The 24,966-nt window shown below is 33.2% G+C and carries 21 protein-coding genes, 1 tRNA gene and 1 other annotated feature; of the genes, 18 read left to right on the top strand and 4 right to left on the bottom strand.

Annotated features, from left to right (window positions below):
• Positions 1–66 precede the first annotated feature (66 nt).
• Positions 67–240 (bottom strand): hypothetical protein, encoded by a 174-nt coding sequence (locus DW006_RS12020; RefSeq protein ID WP_158561047.1) that lies wholly within the window; start codon positions 238–240, stop codon positions 67–69.
• Between the two features lie 143 nt (positions 241–383).
• Between DW006_RS12020 and DW006_RS02505 the strand changes: the two genes are divergently transcribed.
• The 11 genes from DW006_RS02505 (at position 384) to DW006_RS02550 (ending at position 11,754) form a co-directional block, all read left to right on the top strand.
• Positions 384–1,487 carry an acyltransferase gene (locus DW006_RS02505; RefSeq protein ID WP_117998905.1) on the top strand — a complete coding sequence of 368 codons (1,104 nt, stop codon included), beginning with the start codon at positions 384–386 and terminating at the stop codon, positions 1,485–1,487.
• 23 nt (positions 1,488–1,510) lie between these two features.
• Positions 1,511–1,714: a binding site (T-box leader), on the top strand.
• 128 nt (positions 1,715–1,842) lie between these two features.
• Positions 1,843–4,479, top strand: a complete 2,637-nt coding sequence (locus DW006_RS02510) for a valine--tRNA ligase (RefSeq protein ID WP_117998906.1) — start codon at positions 1,843–1,845, stop codon at positions 4,477–4,479.
• Between the two features lie 24 nt (positions 4,480–4,503).
• Positions 4,504–4,647 (top strand): hypothetical protein, encoded by a 144-nt coding sequence (locus DW006_RS12135; protein ID WP_022165840.1) that lies wholly within the window; start codon positions 4,504–4,506, stop codon positions 4,645–4,647.
• A 21-nt stretch (positions 4,648–4,668) separates the two neighbouring features.
• Positions 4,669–6,087: a tetratricopeptide repeat protein gene (locus DW006_RS02515; protein WP_117998907.1), complete on the top strand. Its 1,419-nt coding sequence runs from the start codon at positions 4,669–4,671 to the stop codon at positions 6,085–6,087.
• 107 nt (positions 6,088–6,194) lie between these two features.
• On the top strand, positions 6,195–6,524 hold the full coding sequence (locus tag DW006_RS02520; protein WP_117998908.1) for an anti-sigma factor antagonist: 330 nt from the start codon (positions 6,195–6,197) through the stop codon (positions 6,522–6,524).
• Between the two features lie 9 nt (positions 6,525–6,533).
• Complete coding sequence (gene spoIIAB / locus DW006_RS02525) at positions 6,534–6,980, top strand: anti-sigma F factor (protein ID WP_117998909.1); 447 nt, start codon at positions 6,534–6,536, stop codon at positions 6,978–6,980.
• Positions 6,981–6,992: 12 nt separating this feature from the next.
• On the top strand, positions 6,993–7,712 hold the full coding sequence (locus DW006_RS02530; RefSeq protein WP_117998910.1) for a SigB/SigF/SigG family RNA polymerase sigma factor: 720 nt from the start codon (positions 6,993–6,995) through the stop codon (positions 7,710–7,712).
• A 247-nt stretch (positions 7,713–7,959) separates the two neighbouring features.
• Positions 7,960–8,586, top strand: a complete 627-nt coding sequence (locus DW006_RS02535) for a stage V sporulation protein AA (protein WP_117998911.1) — start codon at positions 7,960–7,962, stop codon at positions 8,584–8,586.
• Positions 8,587–8,630: 44 nt separating this feature from the next.
• The gene (locus tag DW006_RS02540; protein WP_117998912.1) at positions 8,631–9,068 is read left to right on the top strand and encodes a stage V sporulation protein AB; all 438 of its coding nucleotides are present in this window, start codon (positions 8,631–8,633) and stop codon (positions 9,066–9,068) included.
• A 106-nt stretch (positions 9,069–9,174) separates the two neighbouring features.
• Positions 9,175–9,633: a SpoVA/SpoVAEb family sporulation membrane protein gene (locus DW006_RS02545; protein ID WP_117998913.1), complete on the top strand. Its 459-nt coding sequence runs from the start codon at positions 9,175–9,177 to the stop codon at positions 9,631–9,633.
• A 234-nt stretch (positions 9,634–9,867) separates the two neighbouring features.
• Entirely contained in the window at positions 9,868–11,754 is a 1,887-nt protein-coding gene (locus tag DW006_RS02550) for a fructose-1,6-bisphosphatase (protein ID WP_117998914.1), read from the top strand.
• Between the two features lie 262 nt (positions 11,755–12,016).
• Here DW006_RS02550 and DW006_RS02555 read toward each other — a convergent pair whose 3' ends face one another.
• On the bottom strand, positions 12,017–13,540 hold the full coding sequence (locus tag DW006_RS02555) for a sodium/proline symporter (protein WP_117998915.1): 1,524 nt from the start codon (positions 13,538–13,540) through the stop codon (positions 12,017–12,019).
• 235 nt (positions 13,541–13,775) lie between these two features.
• Here DW006_RS02555 and spoVAD point away from each other — a divergent pair, with 235 nt between their 5' ends.
• The 4 genes from spoVAD to DW006_RS02575 all read left to right on the top strand — a co-directional run bounded on the left by spoVAD (position 13,776) and on the right by DW006_RS02575 (position 17,788).
• Complete coding sequence (spoVAD, locus tag DW006_RS02560; RefSeq protein WP_117998916.1) at positions 13,776–14,786, top strand: stage V sporulation protein AD; 1,011 nt, start codon at positions 13,776–13,778, stop codon at positions 14,784–14,786.
• 175 nt (positions 14,787–14,961) lie between these two features.
• Complete coding sequence (gene spoVAE, locus DW006_RS02565; protein WP_117998917.1) at positions 14,962–15,315, top strand: stage V sporulation protein AE; 354 nt, start codon at positions 14,962–14,964, stop codon at positions 15,313–15,315.
• Positions 15,316–15,630: 315 nt separating this feature from the next.
• Complete coding sequence (gdhA, locus tag DW006_RS02570; RefSeq protein ID WP_117998918.1) at positions 15,631–16,965, top strand: NADP-specific glutamate dehydrogenase; 1,335 nt, start codon at positions 15,631–15,633, stop codon at positions 16,963–16,965.
• A gap of 109 nt (positions 16,966–17,074) precedes the next feature.
• The gene (locus tag DW006_RS02575) at positions 17,075–17,788 is read left to right on the top strand and encodes a hypothetical protein (RefSeq protein ID WP_117998919.1); all 714 of its coding nucleotides are present in this window, start codon (positions 17,075–17,077) and stop codon (positions 17,786–17,788) included.
• Positions 17,789–17,987: 199 nt separating this feature from the next.
• Here the strand turns inward: DW006_RS02575 and DW006_RS02580 are convergent, their stop codons facing one another.
• Positions 17,988–20,633, bottom strand: a complete 2,646-nt coding sequence (locus DW006_RS02580) for a transglycosylase domain-containing protein (RefSeq protein WP_158561048.1) — start codon at positions 20,631–20,633, stop codon at positions 17,988–17,990.
• 199 nt (positions 20,634–20,832) lie between these two features.
• On the opposite strand from DW006_RS02580, the gene DW006_RS02585 reads away from it, so the two are divergent.
• From DW006_RS02585 to DW006_RS02595, 3 genes are all read left to right on the top strand, one after another.
• Complete coding sequence (locus DW006_RS02585; RefSeq protein ID WP_117998921.1) at positions 20,833–21,465, top strand: YigZ family protein; 633 nt, start codon at positions 20,833–20,835, stop codon at positions 21,463–21,465.
• 267 nt (positions 21,466–21,732) lie between these two features.
• Positions 21,733–23,565 carry a translational GTPase TypA gene (gene typA, locus DW006_RS02590; protein WP_117998922.1) on the top strand — a complete coding sequence of 611 codons (1,833 nt, stop codon included), beginning with the start codon at positions 21,733–21,735 and terminating at the stop codon, positions 23,563–23,565.
• Positions 23,566–23,777: 212 nt separating this feature from the next.
• Positions 23,778–24,842 (top strand): DUF5688 family protein, encoded by a 1,065-nt coding sequence (locus tag DW006_RS02595; RefSeq protein ID WP_117998923.1) that lies wholly within the window; start codon positions 23,778–23,780, stop codon positions 24,840–24,842.
• 2 nt (positions 24,843–24,844) lie between these two features.
• Here the strand turns inward: DW006_RS02595 and DW006_RS02600 are convergent.
• Positions 24,845–24,916 (bottom strand) — tRNA-Arg (locus DW006_RS02600).
• Positions 24,917–24,966: the final 50 nt, after the last annotated feature.

The following is a 24,966-nucleotide window of genomic DNA, read 5'->3' on the forward strand; positions in this document are numbered from 1 at the left end:
ACGTAGAATTCGGTCAACTTTATATTTGCATGAAACATATGAGATTGACTCAAAAGTTTTTTATGACTACCCCTTGCGTATAATCGGGAACATACATCGCAAGCTTTTTTGATAATGTAGGGCTACTACTTGTTTTACTACCAATTGAATAGCCGTACATTTTTGGCTTGTTGGCGTTGCATTGTCCTGCCCACAATTTTCCTTTAGCGTATGTAAGATAATTTTAGATAAATTTTTCATAACATACCTCCTCCTGCGTAAATATATCACAAAATAAATATAAAAGTTAAATTAATTGATGTGTTAAGTGGAAATTAGTTTAAATGTTATAGAAAATGTGATATTATATGCTGATAGGACAAATATGAGAGATATAGGGAAATATGAAAGAGAATTTCTCAAAAAAAGATACAAACATAATAAAAGGTATAGCAATTTTATTTTTAATGTTTCATCATTGCTTTTTATCAGGAGACAGATATAGAAATTTGCAAGTAGTCTTTAGTCCTTTTTCGGAGAGTATTGTGAATTATATAGCTGCTTTTCTAAAAATCTGTGTACCGATTTTTGTTTTTTTAACAGCTTATGGCATTACAATATCATTAAAAAAACAATATCAGTTGTCAAAATTGAAATATGACAATATTTCCGAATATGTTAAACATCGATTTTTTAATTTGTATATAGGCTGGATATTTGTGTTTTTATTCTGTGAAATATTTGGACTTATTTACAACAGACTTCCAATCGAGATATATGGGAAAAATATTCAAGGAGTAATATATTTCTGTTTAGATGGACTGGGGATAGCCAATTTGTTTGGTACACCTACGTTAGTAGGAACATGGTGGTATATGAGTTTGGCTGTTACACTTATTTTGATTATTCCACTTGCAATTAAGATATACGAAAAAATTGGTTTTGTGTATATGTTTGTTTTGTTTTCAATTTTATCAAGACAATTAGCAGTGACAGATTCGTCTATAATACATTGGTTACCTGTTGTGTTTTTAGGAATTGTAAGTGCTGATAAAAAGTGGCTTGTGAAAATTGCAAATTATGAAGTGATAAAAAAATCAAATATTCTTAATAAAACAGTTAAATTATTAGTAGGAATTATTTTAATACTTGCATCCATTAAATTTAGACAGAGTGGAGTATCAGCAATTTTGTTTGAAATAAAAGATGGGGTAATTCCTTTTATAGTTATTTGTTTTTGCTATGAATTTATAAATCCTATAAAATATTTAAACACAGCACTTGGTTTTATAGGAAAGCATTCAATGAATATTTTCCTGATACATACATTTATCAGAGCAACGTATTTTAGAAAGTTTATTTATAGTTTTAAATATCCACCGGTTATAATTATTGTTCTACTTGCAATAAGCCTAATGGTATCAATGATTGTCGAATTGATGAAAAAGTATTTGGGATATAATAAAATGACTGATAAAATCAGAGAAAAAGTTGACAAACATAAATAAAATTTATATTATATTTCTATATGTCAAATGCGATGATGAAAAGGAGTAGCAAATAACCTTTGACAGAGAGAAGGGAATGGTGGAAGCCCTTTAGAGAAGTGTTTGTGAAGGTAGTTTTTAAGCAGTTGTGGTGAGAAAGAGTCCATTAGCCACAATCGGTTCGTCTCCGTTATAGGATAAGAGAAGAGATAAATGAAGGTGGTACCGCGAATTTATTCGCCCTTTAGTGCTACCATTGGAATACAGAAGAAAAAGAGTAGCGTTGCTGCTCTTTTTTCTTGTATGTGTACTAATTGACAAAAATAGACACACATTGCCACCAGCCGAAGGCAGGGCAATGTTACAGGAGGAAAAAATGAAGGAAATTGAGAAGAATTACAATCCCGCAGAGATTGAAGACAGACTTTATGAGAAGTGGCAGGAGAAGAAATACTTCCATGCAGAAGTAGACAGAAGTAAGAAACCATTTACTATTGTTATGCCACCTCCAAATATTACAGGACAGCTCCACATGGGACATGCCCTTGATAATACAATGCAGGATATTTTAATTAGATTTAAAAGAATGCAGGGCTATGAAGCTTTATGGCTTCCTGGAACTGACCATGCATCAATTGCTACAGAAGCAAAGATTGTAGAAAAGATGCGTGAAGAAGGCGTAAAAAAAGAAGATATTGGAAGAGAAGCTTTTCTTGACAGAGCATGGGAATGGAAGAAACAGTATGGTGGACGTATTGTTTCACAGCTTAAGAAGATTGGTTCTTCATGTGACTGGGACAGAGAAAGATTCACAATGGATGAAGGCTGCTCAAAGGCTGTAAAAGAAGTATTTGTTAATTTATATAATAAGAAACAGATTTATCGTGGTGAAAGAATCATCAACTGGTGTCCACACTGCTTAACATCAATTTCTGATGCAGAAGTAGAATATGAAGATCAGGCTGGTAAGTTCTGGCATTTAAGATATCCTTTAACAGATGGTTCAGGCTATATTCAGCTTGCTACAACAAGACCTGAAACATTACTTGGTGATACAGCAGTAGCAGTAAACCCAAATGATGACAGATATAAAGATTTAGTAGGAAAGACTCTTACACTTCCTTTAGTTGGAAGAGAAATTCCTATTATTGCTGATGACTATGTAGGTATTGATTTTGGTACAGGTGTAGTTAAGATTACACCAGCTCATGACCCTAACGATTTTGAAGTTGGACTTCGTCATAACTTACCTGTTATTAATGTATTAACAGATGATGCTAAGATTGTTGATGATTATCCAAAGTACGCAGGTATGGACAGATATGAAGCAAGAAAAGCAATTGTTGAAGACTTAGACAAAGAAGGCTTCCTTGTTAAGATTGAAGATCATGAACACAACGTTGGTACATGCTACAGATGTCATACAACTATTGAACCTAGAGTATCAAAACAGTGGTTTGTAAAAATGGATGAAATTGCAAAACCTGCAATTGACGCTGTTAAGAATGGCGATACAAAATTTGTACCACCACACTTTGATAAAACATATTTCCACTGGCTTGAAAATATTCGTGACTGGTGTATTTCACGTCAGTTATGGTGGGGACACAGAATTCCTGCGTTCTACTGTGATGACTGTGGAGAAATGGTTGTAACAAAAGAAGACCATGCTACATGTCCATGCTGTGGTAAAGAAATGAGACAGGACCCTGATACACTTGATACATGGTTCTCATCAGCTTTGTGGCCATTTAGTACACTTGGTTGGCCTGACAAGACAGAAGAGTTAGATTATTTCTATCCTACAAATGTTTTAGTAACAGGATATGATATTATTTTCTTCTGGGTAATCAGAATGATGTTCTCAGGACTTGAACATATGGGAGAAGTTCCTTTTAATACAGTATTAATACATGGTTTGGTTCGTGATTCTCAGGGACGTAAAATGAGTAAGTCTCTTGGAAACGGTATTGATCCACTTGAAGTAATTGATAAATACGGTGCAGATGCATTAAGATTTACACTTATTACAGGTAATGCACCAGGTAACGACATGAGATTCTACTGGGAAAGAGTAGAAGCATCAAGAAACTTTGCTAACAAAGTATGGAATGCTTCAAGATTTATTCAGATGAATCTTCCTGAAGAAAATATTGATTTAAGTAAGAAACCTGAAAATCTTACAGATGCGGATAAGTGGATTTTATCAAAAGTTAACACTTTAGCCAAAGATGTGACAGAAAATCTTGATAAATTTGAACTTGGTATAGCAGCCGACAAAATTTACAACTTTATTTGGGAAGAATTTTGTGACTGGTATATTGAAATGGTTAAGCCAAGATTGTACAATGATAGCGATGATACAAAACAGGCTGCATTATGGACACTTAAGAAAGTATTAATTGATTCATTAAAACTTTTACATCCATATATGCCATTTGTTACAGAAGAAATATTCTGTACAATTCAGGACGAAGAAGAATCAATCATGATTTCAGCATGGCCTGAATATACAGAAGAAAATACTTTTGCAAAAGAAGAAGCTGCAGTTGAAACAATCAAGGAAGCTGTACGTTCAATTAGAAATATCAGATCAGAAATGAATGTTGCACCTAGCAAGAAAGCAAAAGTATTTGTTGTATCAGATGATGCTAGCATAAGAGAAATTTTTGAGAATGGTAATGTTTTCTTTGCAACACTTGGATATGCAAGTCAGGTAATTATACAGGAAGACAAGACAGGTATTGAAGATGATGCAGTATCAGTTGTTATTCCTAAGGCAACAATTTACATGCCATTTGCTGAACTTGTAGATATTGAAAAAGAAAAAGAACGTCTTGAAAAAGAAGTAACAAGACTTGAAAAGGAACTAGCACGTGTTAATGGAATGCTTTCAAATCCTAACTTTGTAAGTAAGGCTCCTGAAAAGAAGATTAACGAAGAAAAGGAAAAGAAAGTTAAATACCAGCAGATGATGGAACAGGTTAAAGAGCAGTTGTTAAGATTGTCTTAATGACTATAACCTAAGGAGGTTATTATGATTAATTTTGATGAGGAAATAAAGAAATTTCATCCTAGTCTTGAAATAGAAGAGGCAGAAGATGCCATATATAACAATAATATTTCAGACATAACAGATGTTATGATACAGATGATTAACGAGTTAAAATCAGAAGAATAACAGTGAAGGATGGAAAAATAAATGATTTGCTACAATTGTGGAAATGTACTTACCAACAGTGACTACTGCAGTCACTGTGGTATGGATGTTAGTGTATACAAAAGAATAGTAAGATTGTCTAACACATATTACAATGCCGGTCTGACAAAAGCAAGAAACAGAGACTTATCCGGTGCTGCTGATACACTTAGACGATGCGTAAAATTAAATAAGCGAAACATTGATGCCAGGAACCTGCTTGGACTTGTTTATTTTGAAATGGGTGAAACTGTACAGGCATTCTCAGAATGGGTTATGAGTACAAACATACAGCCAAATAACAATCCGGCAGATAAATATCTTCTTGCAATCCAGCAGGAAAAAGGCAAGGTAGATGAGTTAAACCATACAATTAAGAAGTTTAACGTGGCTTTAGACTATGCCAGAAACGGCACAGATGATATGGCTATAATACAGCTTAAAAAGGTTCTTAATCAGAATCCTAACTTTATTAAGGCATATCAGTTACTGACTCTTTTATATACAAAGAATGGTCAATATGAAAGAGCCAAAAGAACAATAAAGAAATCTATGAAAATAGATAAATGTAATCCCTTAAGTATCAGATATTTACGTGAAATAAATGAATACATTGAGGATGAAAAGAAAAATGATCCTGATAAGAGAATGGAGAGAAGAAGAAGTTTAAGAGGTGTTATGGTGGACAGACCATATCTAAGTGGTAATGACACAATAATGCCAAAGGAAAACTTCAAAGATGCATTAACAGGTGCACAGAGCATTATGTATGTAATTGTTGGTATCTTATTAGGAGCAGCCCTAGTTTACTTTATAGTTACACCTGCAAGAATATCCAGCGTAACAAGTAAGGTAAATGACACAAAGGTCGAATATAATCAGAAGATTGCAATAAAGAATTCAACAATATCTGAGTTACAGAATCAGGTTGAAACTCTTAAGTCAGACAAGAAGAAGTTGAAAACAAGTCTTGCACAGTATACAGGTACAGGAAATACAATTAGTTCAAACTATAGTAACCTGTTAGAAGCTGTTCAGTATTTCATTGCAAAGGATTATACAAAGAGTGCCACAGCTTTAGAAAATGTAGACGGCAAGATGAAGATGGATTCAGAATCATTTACATCTGTTTATAATACTTTAAACAGCAATTTGTCATCTAAGGTGGAACAGTTAGCATTTAATGCAGGTATGGACGCTTATGAAAGTGCAGATTATAACGAGGCAATAAAGCAGTTTACAAAAGCTCTTGATGCCAACGCTGAAAATGATGAGGCTATGTACTACTTAGGATATTCTTATAGAAGAAAAGGTGATTCTACCAATGCTAAAAAGTGGTTCAAGGAAATTGTTGACAAACATCAGGATTCAGATTTTTACTCAAGAGCACAGAATCTGTTAAATGACAGTGGAACAGAATAAATTAATATTAATTTACTAAAGAGAAGAACAAAAAAAGTTCTTCTCTTTTTCTTTTGCAAAACAGTATTCTAAAGAATACTTTATTAATAAAAAATAAGGAGGACAGTATGGAAGTTTTATATGAAGTGAGAGGAGACAATTTGTTTATTTATTTACCGGAGGAGTTGGACCATCATAATGCCAAAATGATAACAGAACAGTCAGACTGGTACATAATATCAAACCAGATAAAAAATATTGTATTTAATTTTTCGAATACGAATTTTATGGACAGTTCAGGTGTTGGCGTAATTATGGGCAGATACAAGCTTATAAAGCCAAGAGGGGGCAACGTTACGGTAACTAACATAAACAAGACAATTGACAGAATTTTAACGATTTCAGGGCTATATAAAATCGTAAGTAAGACTGAGACATCAAGTTTAGCACAATTATAGGAGGTTAAGATGGAAAATAATATGAGTATGGTGTTTGATGCAAAATCAGAAAATGAAGGATTGGCAAGAATGGTAATATCAGCTTTTATTACGGAACTTGATCCTACAATTGAAGAGTTAAATGACGTCAAAACAGCGGTTTCCGAAGCTGTGACAAACTCAATAATTCATGGGTATAACGGCACAGAGGGAAAAGTGTACATGGATTGCAGTTTGGATATGGAAGAAAATGAAAATCATGGCACATTAAAAATAACTGTAAAAGATCAGGGCGTTGGCATCGAAAATGTAGAGAAGGCTAAAGAACCGCTTTTTACAACTAAACCGGAACTTGAGCGTTCTGGTATGGGATTTATGTTTATGGAAATGTTTATGGATGATTTATATGTGGAATCAAAATTACATAATGGAACAACTGTGTGCATGACTAAGAAAATAAAAAATAATAGAAAATAAGATAGAGGGAGTATGGATACAATAAATCTAATAAAACAAGCTCACATGGGAGACAAAAATTCCAGAGATCAGATTCTCATTGAAAATACTCCGCTAATATGGAGTATTGTGAAAAGATTTCTTGGGAGAGGCTACGAAGGAGAGGATTTATTTCAGATAGGGTGTATTGGTATGTTAAAGGCAATTGACAGATTTGACTTAAGTCTTAATTTGTCTTTTTCAACTTATGCAGTACCTTTAATTACAGGAGAAATCAGAAGATTTTTAAGGGATGACGGAATTATAAAAATAAGTCGGACAATAAAAGAAAATCAAAACAAAATCATGCTGGAAAAAGGACAAATTGAAGAAAAAGAAAACAGAGAGCCTACAATAGAGGAACTCTCTGTTAAATGCGATATATCAAAAGAAGACGTAGTTATTGCTTTAAATGCAATGGGCGCTGTTCAATCCATAGACAAAGAAATTGCTTATGGAAACAGTGAGAAAAAAATAACCTTAGGGGAAAAAATAGAAGATAAGACACAGAGCCAGGAAAAAGTAATTAATAAACTGTTTGTAAAACAAATATTAGAAACGTTAGAGGAAAAAGAGAAAACAATAATTGTTTTAAGATATTTTAAAAATAAAACACAGTCGGAAATTGCTAGCAAGCTGGGATTGACTCAGGTTCAGATTTCCAGATTAGAAAAGAAAATTCTAAAAAAATTAAGAGCACAAGTAAATTTTTAAAAAAATGGAATATTCCACAACTTACTGGAGATAATGTTATAAAACAATTAACTAACAATTTCTATAAGTTTTGGTTAATGAAAGAAATTGAGGAACATTGATTTATTTTTAGTAAGAGGTGGAATATGAAATTTGTAAAAATTATTTTAATAGTAGCAGTTGCTTTGACCATGGCATTGGGAGGCATTTATTTAATGTCGGAAAAAAAGGAAACAACAGAAATTAAGGCGGCAGTTTTAATTTAAAAATGAGTGATACATTATATATCAAAATGGATCAATGTGTGGAAGTAACTAAAAGTTACGTGACAATAGGTGACCTTGGAAAATTAGAGTGCAAAAATAAAACAGTTGTAAACAGACTAAAACCAATCAAACTTCTAAATGACAATTCTAATGGTAAAAAACGATATATTGTTTCGATTATGAAGATATTTGAAATAGTAGATAAAGAATTTGAAAATGTAGATGTACAAAGCATAGGAGAAACAGACTGTATAATTGAATTTAAAAAAGCAAACAGTGATAATAAAGCCTTTGAAATCTTAAAAGTCATAGGTATATGTATAATATTATTTTTTGGTGCAGGCTTTTCCATTATGTCTTTTAACAACGATATTACCATCGGAGCAATGTTTGAAAAAATATGCAAGCTGGTTGCCGGCAGCAAAAATACAGGTAAGACTGTTATGGAAGTATCTTATTCCATTGGGTTAGCAGTTGGAATACTTGTATTTTATAATCATTTCGGACCTAAAAAACTCTCAAAAGATCCTACACCTATTGAGGTAGAAATGAGAAAATATGAAACTGAAATCAATCAGGCATTAATTGACGGTCATAACAGACAGGACGGAAAACTGGATGCTAAATAATAGCTATAAAATTAACATTTAAACAACTATTAAAAGGAAAGATTATGATATTAAAATATATAATTTTAGCACTAATTGCTTTTGGCGGTGGAGCAGTCATTTCCGGAGCTGTCTTTGCATTAATTACATCAACAGGTGTAGTTACAAGGATGGCTGACACTTCAAGAACTGCAAAGCATGTTAGAGCGTATGAAAGTGCAATTGTTTTTGGCGGTGCATGGTGGAATTTATTTTGGATATTCTCAATAAGTCTACCTTTTGCTCCTAATATAGTACAGGGATTCCAACTGATAATGGGGCTGACACAGGGAATCTTTGTTGGTTGCCTCGCAGTTTCATTGGCAGAAGCACTTAACGGAACAGCAATTTTTTCAAGAAGAGTAAAACTAAAATACGGTTTAAACTTTATAATTTTGTCAGTGGCTTTGGGAAAAATGATGGCATCGTTAATACAGTTCGCAAACGACATGGCAAAAAAATAACAGCAAGATAAATAATATAAGCTAAGAAAGACTAACATAAGCAGGATAATTTTGGATAGAAGAGGATAATATAAGAAAGGCAATCTAAGATTGGAAAGGATAATTTATGGCTAGTGAAGAAAAGAAAAAAGCCTACAATGAATATGTAGAAAGAATAACTCCTAATAATAATTTGTTTAAGGATATGTGGAATGCATTCTGGATTGGAGGTTTAATATGTTTAATGGGACAGGTTATAAATGAAATTTTTATGAATTTCGGGATGGAAAAAGAAAATGCAGCAGCTTTTACAACTTTGGTTTTAATATTAGAAAGTGTTATTTTAACTGGAATTGGACTATATCCTAAAATAGCAAAAGTAGGCGGGGCTGGCTGTCTTGTACCTATTACTGGATTTGCCAATGGTGTAGCTTCACCGGCAATTGAATTTCAGGCAGAAGGGCAGATTTTCGGTGTAGGTGCCAAAATTTTTACCATTGCAGGACCTGTAATACTATATGGAATTTTTAGCAGTTGGCTTGCAGGAATTGTATATTGGATATTAAAATTACTGAATGTAATATAGTGGAATAATTAGAATATAAAATTATTAAATTATATGTCAGACAAGTTTTTAGTTTTAAATTATTGAGCATTTTTTAGATAGTGACAAATATCAAGCGAAAAAATAGTGGAAAAAGAGATAGTGAAAAAAACGAAATAATTTGAAACATTTTTATATTTGTCAATTGTAGAACCTTTATGTATTATAAAAAAAGCAGTAATAAATTAACGAAAGTAATACAGGAAAAGGGGAACAATGGAATTATCAAAAGAAAAGAAAAAGTATCTTACATTGTTGGCTGAAAAATATCCAACAAAAGAACATGTATCAAGAGAGATTATTAACTTAAAGGCAATCCTAAATTTGCCAAAAGGAACAGAGCATTTTATGAGCGATATACATGGTGAGTATGAAGCTTTTTATCATATTTTAAATAATTGTTCAGGGGTAATTAGAGAAAAAGTTCAAATGGTTTTTAAGGATACATTAAGTACAAAAGAACAACAGGATTTATGTACTTTGATTTATTATCCGAAAGAGAAATTAAAACTTTTGAAAAAGCAGGACGTCATTAATGATGACTGGTATACAATGACGCTTAGAAATCTTATAAAACTGGCAGGTTTTCTTTCATCAAAATATACCCGTTCCAAAGTTAGAAAAGCAATGCCTGAAGAGTACGCTTATATTATAGACGAGTTACTTCATGCACAGCCTGATGAAGACAATAATCAATTAGTTTATCATCAGAAAATCATTGAAACAATTATAGGAATTGACAGTGCAGAAGACTTTATTATTGAGCTTACTTCTTTAATTAAAAGACTGGCTGTGGACAGACTACATATTGTTGGCGACATTTTTGACAGAGGTGAGAGGGCAGACGAAATAATTGATATGTTAATGAAATATCATACACTGGATATTGAATGGGGCAATCACGATATTTTGTGGATGGGGGCTGCAGCAGGTTCGGAAGCCTGTATTGCAAATGTTGTAAGAAATAACATTAAATACCAAAATATGTCTGTTTTAGAAAACGGATATGGAATTAGTTTAAGAAGACTTCTTTTATTTGCCCAGGAAACATATCCGCATATGGAATTGTCAGATGCAGTTTACTATTCAATTACGGTGATTTTGCTTAAATTAGAAGGGCAGATTATAAAAAGACATCCTGAATATAACATGGATGACAGACTGCTTTTACATAAAATTAATAAAGAAAAGAATATAGTTGAAATAAATGGAAATGAATATGAAATAAAAGGCGAACTTTTTCCAACAGTTACAAAAGAGAATCCATACGAACTTTCTATTGGAGAAGAAGATGTTGTGAACGAATTGAAATTCTCATTTTTAAATAGTAACAGATTAAAAGAGCATGTGGAATTTTTGTATTCAAAAGGGGCAATATATGTTTGTTGTAATAACAATCTTTTATTCCATGGCTGTATTCCTTTAGATAAAGATGGAAACTTCCAGATAGTTGAGTTTGATGGCAAACTGTATAAGGGTAAAAAACTTCTAGACTATGCAGATGCCGTTGCAAGAAAGGCATATTTTGGCAAGCATAATCAAAATAATTTGGATTTTATGTGGTATCTTTGGAGTGGAAAAAAATCACCTTTATGTGGTCGAAACATAAAAACTTTTGAGCGAACATTTCTAGATAATGAAGAGTTGGCTTTTGAGGAGAAGGATCCTTACTATAGTTATTATGAAGAAGAAAAAACAGCAGGTATGATTCTAATTGAGTTTGGTCTGTTTTCTCCATTATCACATATAATTAACGGTCATACACCAATTAAGGTGGGACAGGGTGAGACACCGCTAAAAGCAAATGGCAAGGTTATAGTTATTGATGGAGGTTTCTGTAAGGCTTATCAGAAAACCACAGGAATAGCAGGGTACACATTGATTTATAATTCCCATGGTATGAGAATTAAGGCACACCAGCCTTTTGAGTCAATAGAGAAAGTGCTAAATGAAAACAAGGACATAGAGTCAAGCTCTGATTCCTTTGAAACGGAACCTTATAGAGTGATGGTTGAAAACACAGATGATGGAAAAGAAATCACTGAAAATATTAAGGATTTAGAAATGCTCCTAATGGCATATAGAGAAGGAATAATTATATAAACAGAAATAAATAACGGTTTATAACCAATTTGAGTTAACAGACTTAATTACAGATTTTAAAAAGAACAGTAACATAAAAGAGTAGTAACAAAACAATAATAATAAATAATAATAAAAAAGAGATGTTATCATATCATTATCAATGTGTTGACAGCATCTCTTTTTTATGTGAAAAATTATATTATTTTCTATATTTCCATCACTTTGCTTAAAGCAAATGATGAAGTAGTTTTATATTTATTAAATAGTTAAATAATTACATTTAAGCATTTTTTACTGAATCAAATTCATCAATAATTTCCTGTTCAGGTGCCTTTGTAAGTAAACTTATAACAATAATGAATACGCAGGCAACAATAAATGCAGGAAGTAATTCATAAATATCCCAGGCACCGCCTAATGGTCGAACGACAAATTTCCAAATAAATACCATTGCACCGCCGGCTACCATACCTGAAATAGCACCGTATTTGTTTGAACGTTTCCAGAATAAGGCAAATAACATTACAGGTCCAAAGGTTGAACCAAAACCTGCCCAGGCAAAAGAAACAATCTGGAATACTGAGCTGTCAGGATTTGATGCTAAGAATATGGCAACAATTGCAATACCAATAACTGTACATCTTGCCACGATTACTTTTGCTTTTTCTGATAATTTAATTCCTAAAACTCCGTCCATTAAGTTTTCAGTTACACTTGATGAAGCAGCAAGGAGCTGTGAATCTGAAGTTGACATTGTTGATGCCAAAATACCTGCAAGGATTACACCGGCAATTATTGCAAATAAAATACCATGTGAACTTAAAACATTTGCAATCTGAACAATAATTGTTTCTGAATCTTTTAAGTTATCAATAACGCCAACCTGTGACATTGTGTGACCGATAACACCAATGAAGATTGCTACAGCCATTGCAATAACAACCCAAACGCTGGCGATTCTTCTTGATAATTTGATTTTATTTTTATCTTCAATAGCCATAAATCTTAAAAGAATATGTGGCATACCGAAATATCCAAGTCCCCAAGCCAATGTTGAGAAAATAGTTATTATTCCATAAGGTGAAGATGAGTTAGTTGTTGCATCAAAGGTTGCGTTAAGATTAATGTAACCTGGTAAATCTTTTACATTAGAAGCAACAACATCAATACCACCTACTGAATATACTCCGTATCCAATAACAATTATTAATGCGACAGACATTACAATACTTTGGATAAAATCACTTGTACTTGCAGCCCAGAAACCACCAAGAGTAGTATAAGCAACAATTACGATTGCACTAATAACCATGGCAGCCATATAGTCAACTCCAAATAATGAATGGAATAACTTACCACAGGCAGCAAAACCTGAAGCTGTATATGGTACAAAGAATATAATAATCATAAGAGCTGATACGCATTTAAGAACTTTTTTGTCTCTGTATCTGTTAGCAAAAAAGTCAGGAACTGTAATTGCATCTCCACAGATAACAGAATATTTTCTAAGTCTCTTTGCAACGATTAACCAGTTTACGTATGTACCAATGCCAAGACCTACAGCAGTCCAGAAAGCATTACAAACACCTGTAAGGTAGGCAACGCCCGGTAGTCCCATAAGAAGCCAGCTACTCATGTCTGAAGCTTCGGCACTCATTGCAGTAACGAAAGGTCCCAATTTTCTTCCGCCTAAATAAAAATCTTCGGTACTATTATTTACTTTTGAATAATAAACACCAATTCCAATAATTGCTACCATATAAACAATGATAGAAATTAAAATACCAATTTCTGATGTTGTCATAAAATTCTCCCCTCATAACAAAATTCTTCTATATTCTATAAAAAAAAAGAAATTTAATCAAGTAAAACACTAAAATAGTGGGTAAAAACCAAAATAGTGACAAATAAAATATTAAAAAGCAACTAATAAAATATTAAAATAGTAACTAAAAAAGTAATTAATAAAAATAGTAAATAGGAATAAATTGAAAAATTAAGTGCAAAATAATAGTAAAAATTAAAGTGAGGATGGAAATATGGGTAGAATAATGGGAAAACAAAGCATAGCTTTTGATAATCCACCATATATTTTGGAAGGTGCTTCCATTGTTGGACAAAAAGAAGGTGAAGGACCCATGGGAAAGTTATTTGACGTGGTAGAACAGGATCCAATGCTTGGTCAGGATACATGGGAAGATGCAGAGAGTCTTTTACAAAAAGAAGTAATACAGAAACTTCTTTTTAAGTCTAATTTAAGTAAGGAAGACATCAGATACATTTTTGCAGGGGATTTGTTAGGACAACTTATAGCTACTACATTTGGCATACTGGATTTTGAAATACCTTTCTTTGGTCTGTATGGTGCCTGTTCCACAATTGGTGAAGCGTTAAGTATTGCGGCAATAACGGTAGACGGTGAAAATGCAGAAAACGTAATTGCCATAGCTTCAAGTCATTTTGCAAGTGCAGAAAGACAGTTTAGATTTCCTCTTGCCTATGGAAATCAAAGACCTTATGCTGCAACCTGGACGGTAACCGGAGCTGGCGCAGTGGTGGTAAGTAAAAACAAAGGTTTTGCAAAAATCACAGGAATAACTACCGGCATAATTGTGGATTATGGTGTAAAAGATGCACAAAATATGGGGGCCTGTATGGCACCGGCAGCAGCAGATACCTTGTACAGACATTTTAAGGATTTCAACACCACACCTGAAGATTACGACAAAATAATAACCGGTGATTTAGGCATAGTTGGAAAGACAATTCTAATGGATTTATTAAGAGAAAAAGGATATGACATATCCAAAAAGCATATGGACTGTGGCGTGGAAATGTTTGATGGTAGTAGTCAGGACACACATGCAGGAGGAAGTGGCTGTGGTTGTGCTGCCACAATTCTAACATCATACATTTTTAAACAGTTAAAAAAGAAGGTCTGGAAAAAGATATTGTTTGTGCCTACAGGTGCTTTAATGTCTCCGGTAAGTTTTAATGAAGGAAACAGCGTTCCGGGAATTGCACATTTAGTACAAATAGAGGCAGATTAAAATGGCAATTAATATATACGTTTTAACTATAATCTCATCAGTAAATGAAATTGGTTAATAAGATGAATAAAATTAGATTAAATAAGATAAAAATAGAAGATCAAATAAGTACAGGTTAGTGACAATAAAAAGTATATAATAAATAAAATTTAATTAAATATAAGAAGGATTAGAAATGATATTTATAAAAAGTTTTTTGGTAGGTGGAATTATTTGTGCCATTGTGCAAATATTTATTGATAAAACAAAACTAACTCCTGGAAGAATTATGGTAGGTTTAGTTTCCTTGGGAGTAATTTTAGGGGCAATAGGAATTTATGAACCTTTTTCAAAGTGGGCAGGCTGTGGCGCAACAGTGCCATTACTGGGCTTTGGAAATAATCTGTGGAAGGGAATGAAAGAAGCCATAGAAGAATCTGGTTTTTTAGGATTGTTTAAAGGCGGTTTTACTTCCAGTGCAGTTGGAATTTCAGGGGCGTTAATTTTCGGATATTTAGCATCTTTGATTTTTAAACCCAAAATAAAATAAAAGGTGACAAAATAGTAAAAAATCATTAAAAAAATAGCAGATGAAATAGTGAAAAAATTAACAAAATAAAAGAAAAAGTTTGCGCATAAAAGTGAAAAATAAAGTACGCTTAAAAGTATTAAGTAATCGCTATAAAAATTCAGTCCACACTTAATAAAATAAAGCTCTAAAACAAAACACTTTACAATATTAAGTTTAATGTTTGAAATACTTGATAAAGTAAAGAAATTAATATATAATCCTCTTTAGTGTGTTAAAGTGTAAAAAAAAGTAATACACGAGATTAAGAAAAATATATTAAGGAGGGCTACAAATATGTCATATGTAGACGAGGTATTAGCTAAGGTTCATGAAAAGAACGCTAGCGAACCAGAATTTTTACAGGCAGTTGATGAAGTATTAGAATCACTTAGACCTGTAATCGAAAAGAACGAGGAAAAATTTAAGAAGGAAGCATTACTTGAAAGAATTTGCGAACCTGAAAGACAGATTAAGTTTAGAGTTCCTTGGGTTGATGATAATGGACAGGTACAGGTAAATACAGGATACAGAGTACAGTTTAACTCAGCTATTGGACCATATAAGGGTGGTTTAAGACTTCACCCATCAGTAAATCTTGGTATTATTAAATTCTTAGGATTTGAGCAGATTTTTAAGAACTCACTTACAGGACTTCCAATCGGTGGTGGTAAAGGTGGTTCTGACTTTGATCCTAAGGGAAAATCAGATAGAGAAGTTATGGCATTCTGCCAGAGCTTTATGACAGAACTTTGCAAATATATCGGAGCAGATACAGACGTACCAGCCGGTGATATTGGAACAGGTGCAAGAGAAATCGGATATATGTTCGGACAGTATAAGAGAATTCGTGGATTATATGAAGGTGTTCTAACAGGTAAGGGACTTACATACGGTGGTTCTTTAGCTAGAACAGAAGCTACAGGATACGGATTACTTTACTTAACACAGGAATTAATGAAAGATCATGGCGAAACAATGGAAGGCAAGACAGTAGTTGTATCAGGTGCTGGTAACGTTGCTATCTATGCTATTCAGAAAGCTCATCAGATGGGAGCTAAGGTTGTTACATGTTCTGATTCAACAGGATGGATTTATGATCCAGAAGGAATCGATGTAGATCTTCTTAAAGAAGTTAAGGAAGTTAAGAGAGCAAGACTTACAGAATATGCTGCAGCAAGACCTTCAGCTGAATATCATGAAGGACGTGGAGTATGGCAGATTAAGTGTGATATCGCTCTTCCATGTGCTACACAGAATGAATTACTTATTGATGATGCTAAGCAGTTAGTTGCAAACGGATGTAAAGCTGTTTGTGAAGGTGCTAATATGCCTACAACAATTGATGCAACAGAATACTTACAGGAAAACGGAGTTTGGTTCGTTGGTGGTAAGGCTGCTAATGCAGGTGGTGTTGCTACATCAGCTCTTGAAATGTCACAGAACTCGGAAAGACTTTCATGGACATTTGAAGAAGTTGATGCTAAATTACAGACAATCATGGTAAATATTTATCGTAACATCAGTGATGCTGCTAAGAGATACGGATTTGAAGGCAACTATGTAGTAGGTGCTAACATCGCCGGATTCGAAAAGGTTGCAGAAGCTATGGAAGCACAGGGTGTTTGCTAATTATTGTAATCAAATATGATAACATAAATAAAGGCGTGTTACTGTATGGTAGCACGTCTTTTGTTTTCAATTACAAGAAATGAAATACTTAAAAAGGAGAAAAGTGAATATGAAAAGAATAATAACATTGGCAACAATAGGAGTATTGTCTATTAATTTAATGGCATGTGGTAATGTAAAAGACAAAGCAAAAGGAACAGAAAACACAACGACGACAACAATAACGAAAAGCACAAAGGAAAATATAACTTTTAATCTTACAGAAAAAAGTGAACAAATATTAAAGGTGCTTAAAAATGAGAAAAAGTATTACAATGCTGAATTAAAGAGAGAATGTTACATTAAGGATTATAATTCAGATAATTATATGACTGTAAATTCAAAGGGCAAATATGAATACCAGAAAGAAAGTAATGCTGAAAAAATAAACATTCAATCCTGGTGTCAGGTGGATATGGATGCTGACGGAGAACAAGAGGTCATCTTACAAACAGGTACAGGAAACGAAATTGTATTAACTTATAAAGATGGAAAAGTGTACTCTTATGCATTCCCATTTAGAGGCATGAAGAATATAAAGACAGATGGGACTTTTGAAAGTTCAGGAAGTGCTTCAGATACATATATTGGCAGATTGAAATTTAATAATGGTGAGTGCTATTATAGTGAAATTTGTACAGCTGATAGCTCAAATGAAAAATCAGCTATTTATAGAATAAATAATAAGAAAACTACAAAAGAAAAAGTTGATAATTTCCTGAAAAAACAGAATAAAAAAGAGAATGTAATGTGGAATACGGAAAATCCAATTGCTAAACAATGAAACTAAACAATAAAACTGGAAAAAATCTTAAATATAGTTTAATAACAAGAGAGAAAGAGGGGAATATGGAACAAATAATAAGCATATACAATGAATTTCATGGCGATATTTTTATATTTGTAATTAGAGTTCTGATTGGAATCTTGCTTATATAATAAAAGGCTCTAGCCGTTTGGCTAGAGCCTTTTGTAGTGGGAATCTATTCTTCAGAAGTATTTTTCTTTGATGAATTACCTGAAGTTTTTGACTTTGTATCAGCTTTGGCTTTTACAGTTGGTTTGTTATTGTTTTCTTTTGTAGAACCTTTAGAATCTGGATTGCTTTTAGCCTTAGCTGTTGTTTTACTTCCTGATTTAGCAGTTGTCTGATTCTCACTGGCGTTTGTAGTAGTAGAACTGTAATATTTTTTCTTTGTGTAGTAATTATTGCTGTTACTGTATGATTTTGTGTAACTGTTTGAATGATAATTACATTTTGCCGGTTCACTACCTTTTTTGTAATATTCAACATGAGTTTCAGGACAAACACCGTCAATGGCAACTTTTCCTGAAGAATCGCATATATCGTATGCTTTTACATTTTTTCCCTGTTTAAAGTTTGTCTTTTTGTATTTTTTTACTTTATCAATTTTGCTAACAATCTTTGACCACATTCTTTCATGGAATGCCTGATCACCTGATAATGACTTATTTTCATCATATCCTGTCCATATTGAGGCTGTAAGATATGGTGTGTAACCACAGAACCATAAGTCATATTCACTTGAAGTAGTACCTGTTTTTCCAGCTACAGGCATGTCGTCGTCAAGCTGGCAGGCTGTACCTGTACCGGAAGTAACAACGCTTTCCATTGCTTCTGTTAAAAGAACCGCTGTAGATTCTTTTAAAACTGTGTGAGTAGTAGGAGTAGTTCTGTCAAGAAGAACACGTCCGTTTTCGTCAATTACCTGTGAATAAAAAGCAGGTTGTGTATATGTTCCTAAGTTAGCAATGGTTGCGTAAGCGGCAGTCATTTCTAAGTTAGTAACACCATCTGTAATACCGCCTAAAGCTAAAGGCTGATGTATATCAGATGTAACTGAACCATCTTTTTCAACACGATTATCAACAAGAGTTGTTATTCCAAAATTACATAAGTAATCGTAACCAAGTTGTGGTGTAATTGCTGTAATTGTTTTTACTGCACATACATTCATTGAGTCGGCGATGGCTTTCTTAACAGTTACTGTTCCACGATAACCACTGTACCAGTTATTAACTGAACGACCATTTGAATATCTATATGGCTCATCAACAATAGTAGTTGAAAGAGTATAGCCCATTGTGTCAATTGCAGGTGCATAAGCAGCTAATACCTTAAAAGTAGAACCCGGCTGACGGGTTGAATCCGTTGCTCTGTTAAGAGAAAGGTTTACATTTTTCTTTCCACGTCCACCAACAATGGCTTTAACATAGCCTGTATTCTGATCCATTACTGTAAATGAAACCTGAGGTTGTGGATTATAGTACAATGTTTCAGCCTGAATGTAGCCTAATTTTTTCTTTACACCTTTTTTGTAATACTTTTGTTTTAAATGTTTCTTGTAAGCGTCAACTTCAGCCTTGGCTGATTCTTTTGATGAAAAGATTAACTGATAATTGCTTTCGCCTAAAACTTTTCTGTGGTAGGTACTAATATCACTTTCATCATAATTATCAACTGTTCCGTCAGGATTTTGAACTGTCCATGCCCAGTTAATTGAGTAATAAATTGAGTATGGATAATTTGCATCATTAGATGTTTCTTCGTCACAAATCTTCTGAATGTCACTATCCTGTGTTGAGTAAATTTTTAATCCGCCACTGTACACTGCGTTGTAAGCCTGAGTGTATGAGTAGCCTTTGATGGACTGTAAATCAGCCATAACCTGATTAATAACTTCATCTACAAAATATGAATTAATTGAATTACTGTTTTTTTCAATTTTGTTATTAACCTTCTGAATTCTTGAGTAAACATCATCTTTTAAAGCTTGTTTATATTCCTTCTTTGTAATATGACCTGCGGCTTTCATGTTCTTAAGAATCTTTTTACGTCTTTTAGCATTATGCTTAGGATTCAAAATCGGATCATAGTAAGAAGGATTCTGTGTAATAGAAGCAATTACTGCTGATTCAGAAATTGTTAATTTCTTTGCCTTCTTATTAAAATATCTTCTTGAGGCTGCCTCAACTCCTAAAGTATTAGAACCTAAGTTAATAGTATTTAGGTATGTTTCTAATATTTTGTCTTTTGATGTGACTTTTTCTAATTGAACTGCAAGATACTGTTCCTGAATCTTTCGTTTAAAAGAAGCAAGGAAAGAACTTTCATTTGTCCAGTTAGTAAAGACATTATTCTTCAAAACCTGCTGAGTTAAGGTACTGGCACCTTCTGACGGATTCATTGTTGTAAGTGCAATGAAAGCAGCTCGACCGATACCCTGTACATCAATACCGTTGTGTTCGTAGAAACGAGAGTCCTCAGTATCAATAAAAGCCCATTTCAAATGATCAGGAACCTGATCCAGACTTATCTTGATTCTGTTCGAACCAGATGTTACAAGGGTACTGATTTTTTTATTATTAGAATCATAAACAGTAGTAGCTGATGCCGAAGGCGTGATGGAAATATCATCTACCGATGGGGCACTTTTGATAATTCCATGTAAAAGTCCTAAGCCCAGAAATCCTACTGTAATAATAAGGAGAACTAAAAGATAAAGAAATACTTTTAATACTCCAACTAATGATTTTGAAACCACTTTTCTTTGTACAGAAACTAAATCTTTTTGTTTGTCAATGGTCTCTCTGTATCCAAAATTCATAGAAAACCTCCTATTCCGTTCAATTATATCAAAAGACATACATTAAATAAAGGGGAAGTTTGTCGCCAAAAATCGAATGCAAATATTAGTTTTTATGATAAAAAAGATTTGCAATATTTGTCAGTGTGGATATGGAGAAAAAAGTATGTTAAAATGGCAGAGATAAATTTTAGTTAAAGTAAAAGGAAAAGGTACATTAATGGAAGAATTTTACATGGTCGACGGTCCGGCTCAGGGAGAAATCGTAGAGAAAAAATCAAGGTTTATTGCCAATGTTTTTCCCGTTGATTCTGAGGAACAGGCATTAGAAATAGTAGAGAAAACTAAGAAACAGTATTGGGATGCAAGGCATAACTGTTTCGCTTTTGTAATAGGAAAGAACAATGAAGTGCAGAGATTCAGTGATGATGGAGAGCCCCAGGGAACAGCAGGTAAACCGATTTTGGAAGTGCTGACAAAAGGTAATATCCATAACACCCTTATAATTGTTACAAGATATTTTGGTGGTACATTGCTTGGCACAGGTGGGCTTGTAAGAGCGTACGGTCAAAGCTCTAAGGCAGCAATAGAAAACAGCCGGCTTTTGAGAGTTTGCGAAGGTGTTAGTTTCTCAGTTGAGTGTGATTACAATAGCATTGGAAAAATAAAATATATAATTGCACAAATGAATATAGAAGCAAAAGAAGAGTACGGCGCAAATGTTAAATTAGATATTGAAATGCCAAAAGAAAATTTTGAAAAATTTAAAAGTCAGGTGGTAGAGGCTACTAACGGACAGGCGGTATTTAGCAGAGTTGATGATATTGAATATAAGCAAAAATGTACTGATTAACTTCACTATATAAATACAAAATAGAAATAATGGAAAAAACGCTAGTTGTAAACGTAATAAAATACAAATAAATCCGTTATGATAGGAAAAGATTGAAAAAAATTAAGTTTGTGATAAGATAGATAAGGTTATGCCTATGTGCAGATTAGTGAAAGTGAGTTTTTAAATTACTTTTGAAAAAGTATATAACGTAGGTTTATTATAGAAACTAACAATTAACGCATATTATAAAAAGCAGATTAATAAATACAAATAAGGAGATAAAAGATGATTAGAGAAGATGTTAGAAACATTGCCATTATTGCCCATGTAGACCATGGTAAAACAACTTTAGTAGATGAACTTTTAAAGCAAAGTGGTGTTTTTAGAGAAAATCAGGAAGTTGCTGAAAGAGTAATGGATTCAAATGATATTGAAAGAGAAAGAGGTATTACAATTCTTTCTAAGAATACAGCAGTAACTTATAAGAATACAAAGATTAACATTATTGATACACCGGGCCATGCTGATTTTGGTGGAGAAGTAGAACGTGTTCTTAAAATGGTAAATGGTGTTGTTTTAGTTGTTGATGCTTTTGAAGGTGCAATGCCTCAGACAAGATTCGTTTTAAAGAAAGCATTAGAATTAAGCTTACCTGTTATTGTATGTATCAACAAGATTGACAGACCGGAAGCAAGACCTAACGAAGTAATTGATGAAGTATTAGAGTTATTTATCGACTTAGATGCTAACGAAGATCAGCTTGAATGTCCTTTTGTATTTGCATCAGCAAAGCAGGGATTTGCCAAATTAAAAATGGAAGATCCTGATGTAGACATGAAGCCTTTATTTGAAACAATTATTGATTATATACCTGCTCCAGAAGGTGATCCTGAAGCAGATACACAGGTTCTTATTAGTACAATTGACTACAACGATTATGTAGGTAGAATCGGTGTTGGTAAGGTTGATAATGGTACAATCAAAGTAAATCAGGATGTAGTTTTAGCAAACTATCATGATCCTGAAAACACAAAGAGAGTAAAAATCAGCAAACTTTATGAATTTGAAGGATTAAATAAAGTAGAAGTTAATGAAGCAACAGTTGGTTCAATTGTAGCTATTTCAGGTATTGCGGATATTAGTATTGGGGATACAATCTGCTCAATCGAAAATCCAAAGCCAATACCATTCCAGAAGATTTCTGACCCAACAATTTCTATGCAGTTTATGGTAAATGACAGTCCACTAGCAGGTCAGGAAGGTAAGTTTGTTACATCTCGTCATTTAAGAGACAGACTTATGAGAGAATTAAACACTGATGTTTCTTTAAGAGTTGAAGAAACAGATGAGAAGAATTCATTTAAAGTATCAGGTCGTGGAGAACTTCATTTATCTGTACTCATTGAAAACATGAGACGTGAAGGTTACGAATTTGCAGTAAGTAAAGCAGAAGTAATTTACAAGGAAGATGAACGAGGCAAGAAGTTAGAGCCAATGGAAATTTGTTACATTGATGTACCTGAAGAATTCTCAGGAGCAATTATTGAAAAATTAAGTAACAGAAAAGGTGAATTACAGGGAATGGCACCAACAGGTGACGGATTTACAAGACTTGAATTCTCAATTCCATCAAGAGGTCTTATTGGATACAGAGGTCAGTTTATGACTGACACAAAGGGTAACGGTATCATGAACGCAATGTTCGATGAATACGGTCCTTATAAGGGAGAAATCCAGTACAGAAAACAGGGTTCACTTATTGCTTTTGAAGCAGGTGAAGCGATTACTTACGGCTTATTTAATGCTCAGGAGCGTGGTACATTATTTATAGGACCTGGCGAAAAAGTATATTCAGGTATGATTGTAGGTCAGACAGGTAGAGCTGAAGACATCGAAGTAAATGTTTGTAAGACAAAGCATTTATCAAACACAAGAACATCAAGTTCTGATGAAGCTTTAAGATTAGTGCCTAAGAAGGAATTAAGTCTTGAGCAGGCATTAGAGTATATTGATACAGATGAATTACTTGAAATTACACCTGAAAGCCTAAGAATTAGAAAGAAAATATTAGATCCAACATTAAGAAAGAGAGCTAATATTAGAAAACAGAATCAGTAATATTTGATTTTTATCAGGTATGTGGAAAGCATAAAATCGTGTGTGAGTTTTAATCGCACACGATTTTTGCGTTATTATTGAAAATTAATTGCACAAAAAAGTTATTTTTGACACATTCTTAAAAATAAAATCAATTACTAAATTCCTAAAGTAAAATGTAAGAGTAGCATTTAGCTGACAATATTTTAATATTTACCGGAGGAAGAATAGTAATGAATTATGAGAAGTTTGTAAAGGAAGTTAAAAGAGGGGTTGAAGACATTGTTGAAAAGGAATTAGGTGAGGGAGTAGTTGTAGTACGAAATGTTTTAAAGAACAACAATGTTAGAAGAAAAGCCATTAGTATTGTAAGGAAAGAAGAGGTGGCTACACCTACGATATATTTAAGAAATTATTTTGTAGATTTTAAGCATGGAAGAGACATGACAAATATATGTACTGAGATTTTTAATATGTATTTATATAGTATGGATAGCTTTAATGCAGATATAGATTTAAGAGACATAGCAGATTTTGAGAAAGTAAAGACCATGATACATTATAAGTTGATTAATTATGAAATGAACAAAGAATTATTAAACAAAGTACCTTATTTAAAATTTTTAGATTTGGCAATTGTATTTTATATAATGGTTTCGGAAGATGGGGAAGGTCAGGCAACTGCATTAATTCATAAGGAACATTTGGAAGGATGGGGAATTTCCAGAAAAGAACTTAGGGATATTGCGTTCAAAAATACATGGGACAAATTCCCTGTTGTAGTTACACCAATGGAAGATATTATTTCAGATATGATATTAAAAGATATATTAGGAGATGAAGACTGGGTGGAAGATGAGTTTGGAAGTAATTATGGAAATGGATATGGAGACGAATTTGGAGAAAGTTTTGAAGGTGATGATGGCGAAATAATAAGTGAAGATACGATGTACGGCGATTACACTTACGGAGAACTTAAGACTTTAGTAAGAGAAGAAGTTAATAATATGAAAATAGAAGATGTTAATATGTATGTTATGACCAATACTATGAAATTAAATGGTGCAACCTGCATTACATATCCACATGCAATAGAGAAATTTGCCAGTGAACATGATAGTGATGTATACATTATTCCAAGTTCGATACATGAAGTGATTTTGATTCCAGATATTAGTTGCTCAAGAGAGTATATTGATGAAATGATAAGGGACGTTAATCGAAGACAGTTAGATCCGGTAGATGTATTATCAGACCATGTTTATATGTATAGAAGAGATATTGGTGAGATAGAATAAAATGCATCTGGCCAGAATCGAACTGGCATTATCGCCTCCGGAGGGCGACGTTCTATCCATTAGACTACAGATGCATAGCCTTTATTTTACATTAGAATTAAGAAGGGTTCAATACCTGCTAAGT

The sequence above is a fragment of the Eubacterium sp. AF36-5BH genome, assembly GCF_003460505.1.
Classification (GTDB): domain Bacteria; phylum Bacillota; class Clostridia; order Lachnospirales; family Lachnospiraceae; genus Eubacterium_G.

Coding starts and splice junctions, on each gene's coding strand:
- DW006_RS02515 (WP_117998907.1), top strand. CDS start 4,669: ATGATTTGCTACAATTGTGGAAATGTACTTACCAACAGTGACTACTGC.
- DW006_RS02545 (WP_117998913.1), top strand. CDS start 9,175: ATGGCTAGTGAAGAAAAGAAAAAAGCCTACAATGAATATGTAGAAAGA.
- DW006_RS02575 (WP_117998919.1), top strand. CDS start 17,075: ATGAAAAGAATAATAACATTGGCAACAATAGGAGTATTGTCTATTAAT.
- DW006_RS02595 (WP_117998923.1), top strand. CDS start 23,778: ATGAATTATGAGAAGTTTGTAAAGGAAGTTAAAAGAGGGGTTGAAGAC.
- gdhA (WP_117998918.1), top strand. CDS start 15,631: ATGTCATATGTAGACGAGGTATTAGCTAAGGTTCATGAAAAGAACGCT.
- spoIIAB (WP_117998909.1), top strand. CDS start 6,534: ATGGAAAATAATATGAGTATGGTGTTTGATGCAAAATCAGAAAATGAA.
- DW006_RS02540 (WP_117998912.1), top strand. CDS start 8,631: ATGATATTAAAATATATAATTTTAGCACTAATTGCTTTTGGCGGTGGA.
- DW006_RS02555 (WP_117998915.1), bottom strand. CDS start 13,540: ATGACAACATCAGAAATTGGTATTTTAATTTCTATCATTGTTTATATG.
- DW006_RS12135 (WP_022165840.1), top strand. CDS start 4,504: ATGATTAATTTTGATGAGGAAATAAAGAAATTTCATCCTAGTCTTGAA.
- DW006_RS02505 (WP_117998905.1), top strand. CDS start 384: ATGAAAGAGAATTTCTCAAAAAAAGATACAAACATAATAAAAGGTATA.
- typA (WP_117998922.1), top strand. CDS start 21,733: ATGATTAGAGAAGATGTTAGAAACATTGCCATTATTGCCCATGTAGAC.
- DW006_RS02510 (WP_117998906.1), top strand. CDS start 1,843: ATGAAGGAAATTGAGAAGAATTACAATCCCGCAGAGATTGAAGACAGA.
- DW006_RS02535 (WP_117998911.1), top strand. CDS start 7,960: ATGAGTGATACATTATATATCAAAATGGATCAATGTGTGGAAGTAACT.
- DW006_RS02585 (WP_117998921.1), top strand. CDS start 20,833: ATGGAAGAATTTTACATGGTCGACGGTCCGGCTCAGGGAGAAATCGTA.
- spoVAE (WP_117998917.1), top strand. CDS start 14,962: ATGATATTTATAAAAAGTTTTTTGGTAGGTGGAATTATTTGTGCCATT.
- DW006_RS02520 (WP_117998908.1), top strand. CDS start 6,195: ATGGAAGTTTTATATGAAGTGAGAGGAGACAATTTGTTTATTTATTTA.
- DW006_RS12020 (WP_158561047.1), bottom strand. CDS start 240: ATGAAAAATTTATCTAAAATTATCTTACATACGCTAAAGGAAAATTGT.
- DW006_RS02550 (WP_117998914.1), top strand. CDS start 9,868: ATGGAATTATCAAAAGAAAAGAAAAAGTATCTTACATTGTTGGCTGAA.
- DW006_RS02530 (WP_117998910.1), top strand. CDS start 6,993: ATGGATACAATAAATCTAATAAAACAAGCTCACATGGGAGACAAAAAT.
- DW006_RS02580 (WP_158561048.1), bottom strand. CDS start 20,633: ATGAATTTTGGATACAGAGAGACCATTGACAAACAAAAAGATTTAGTT.
- spoVAD (WP_117998916.1), top strand. CDS start 13,776: ATGGGTAGAATAATGGGAAAACAAAGCATAGCTTTTGATAATCCACCA.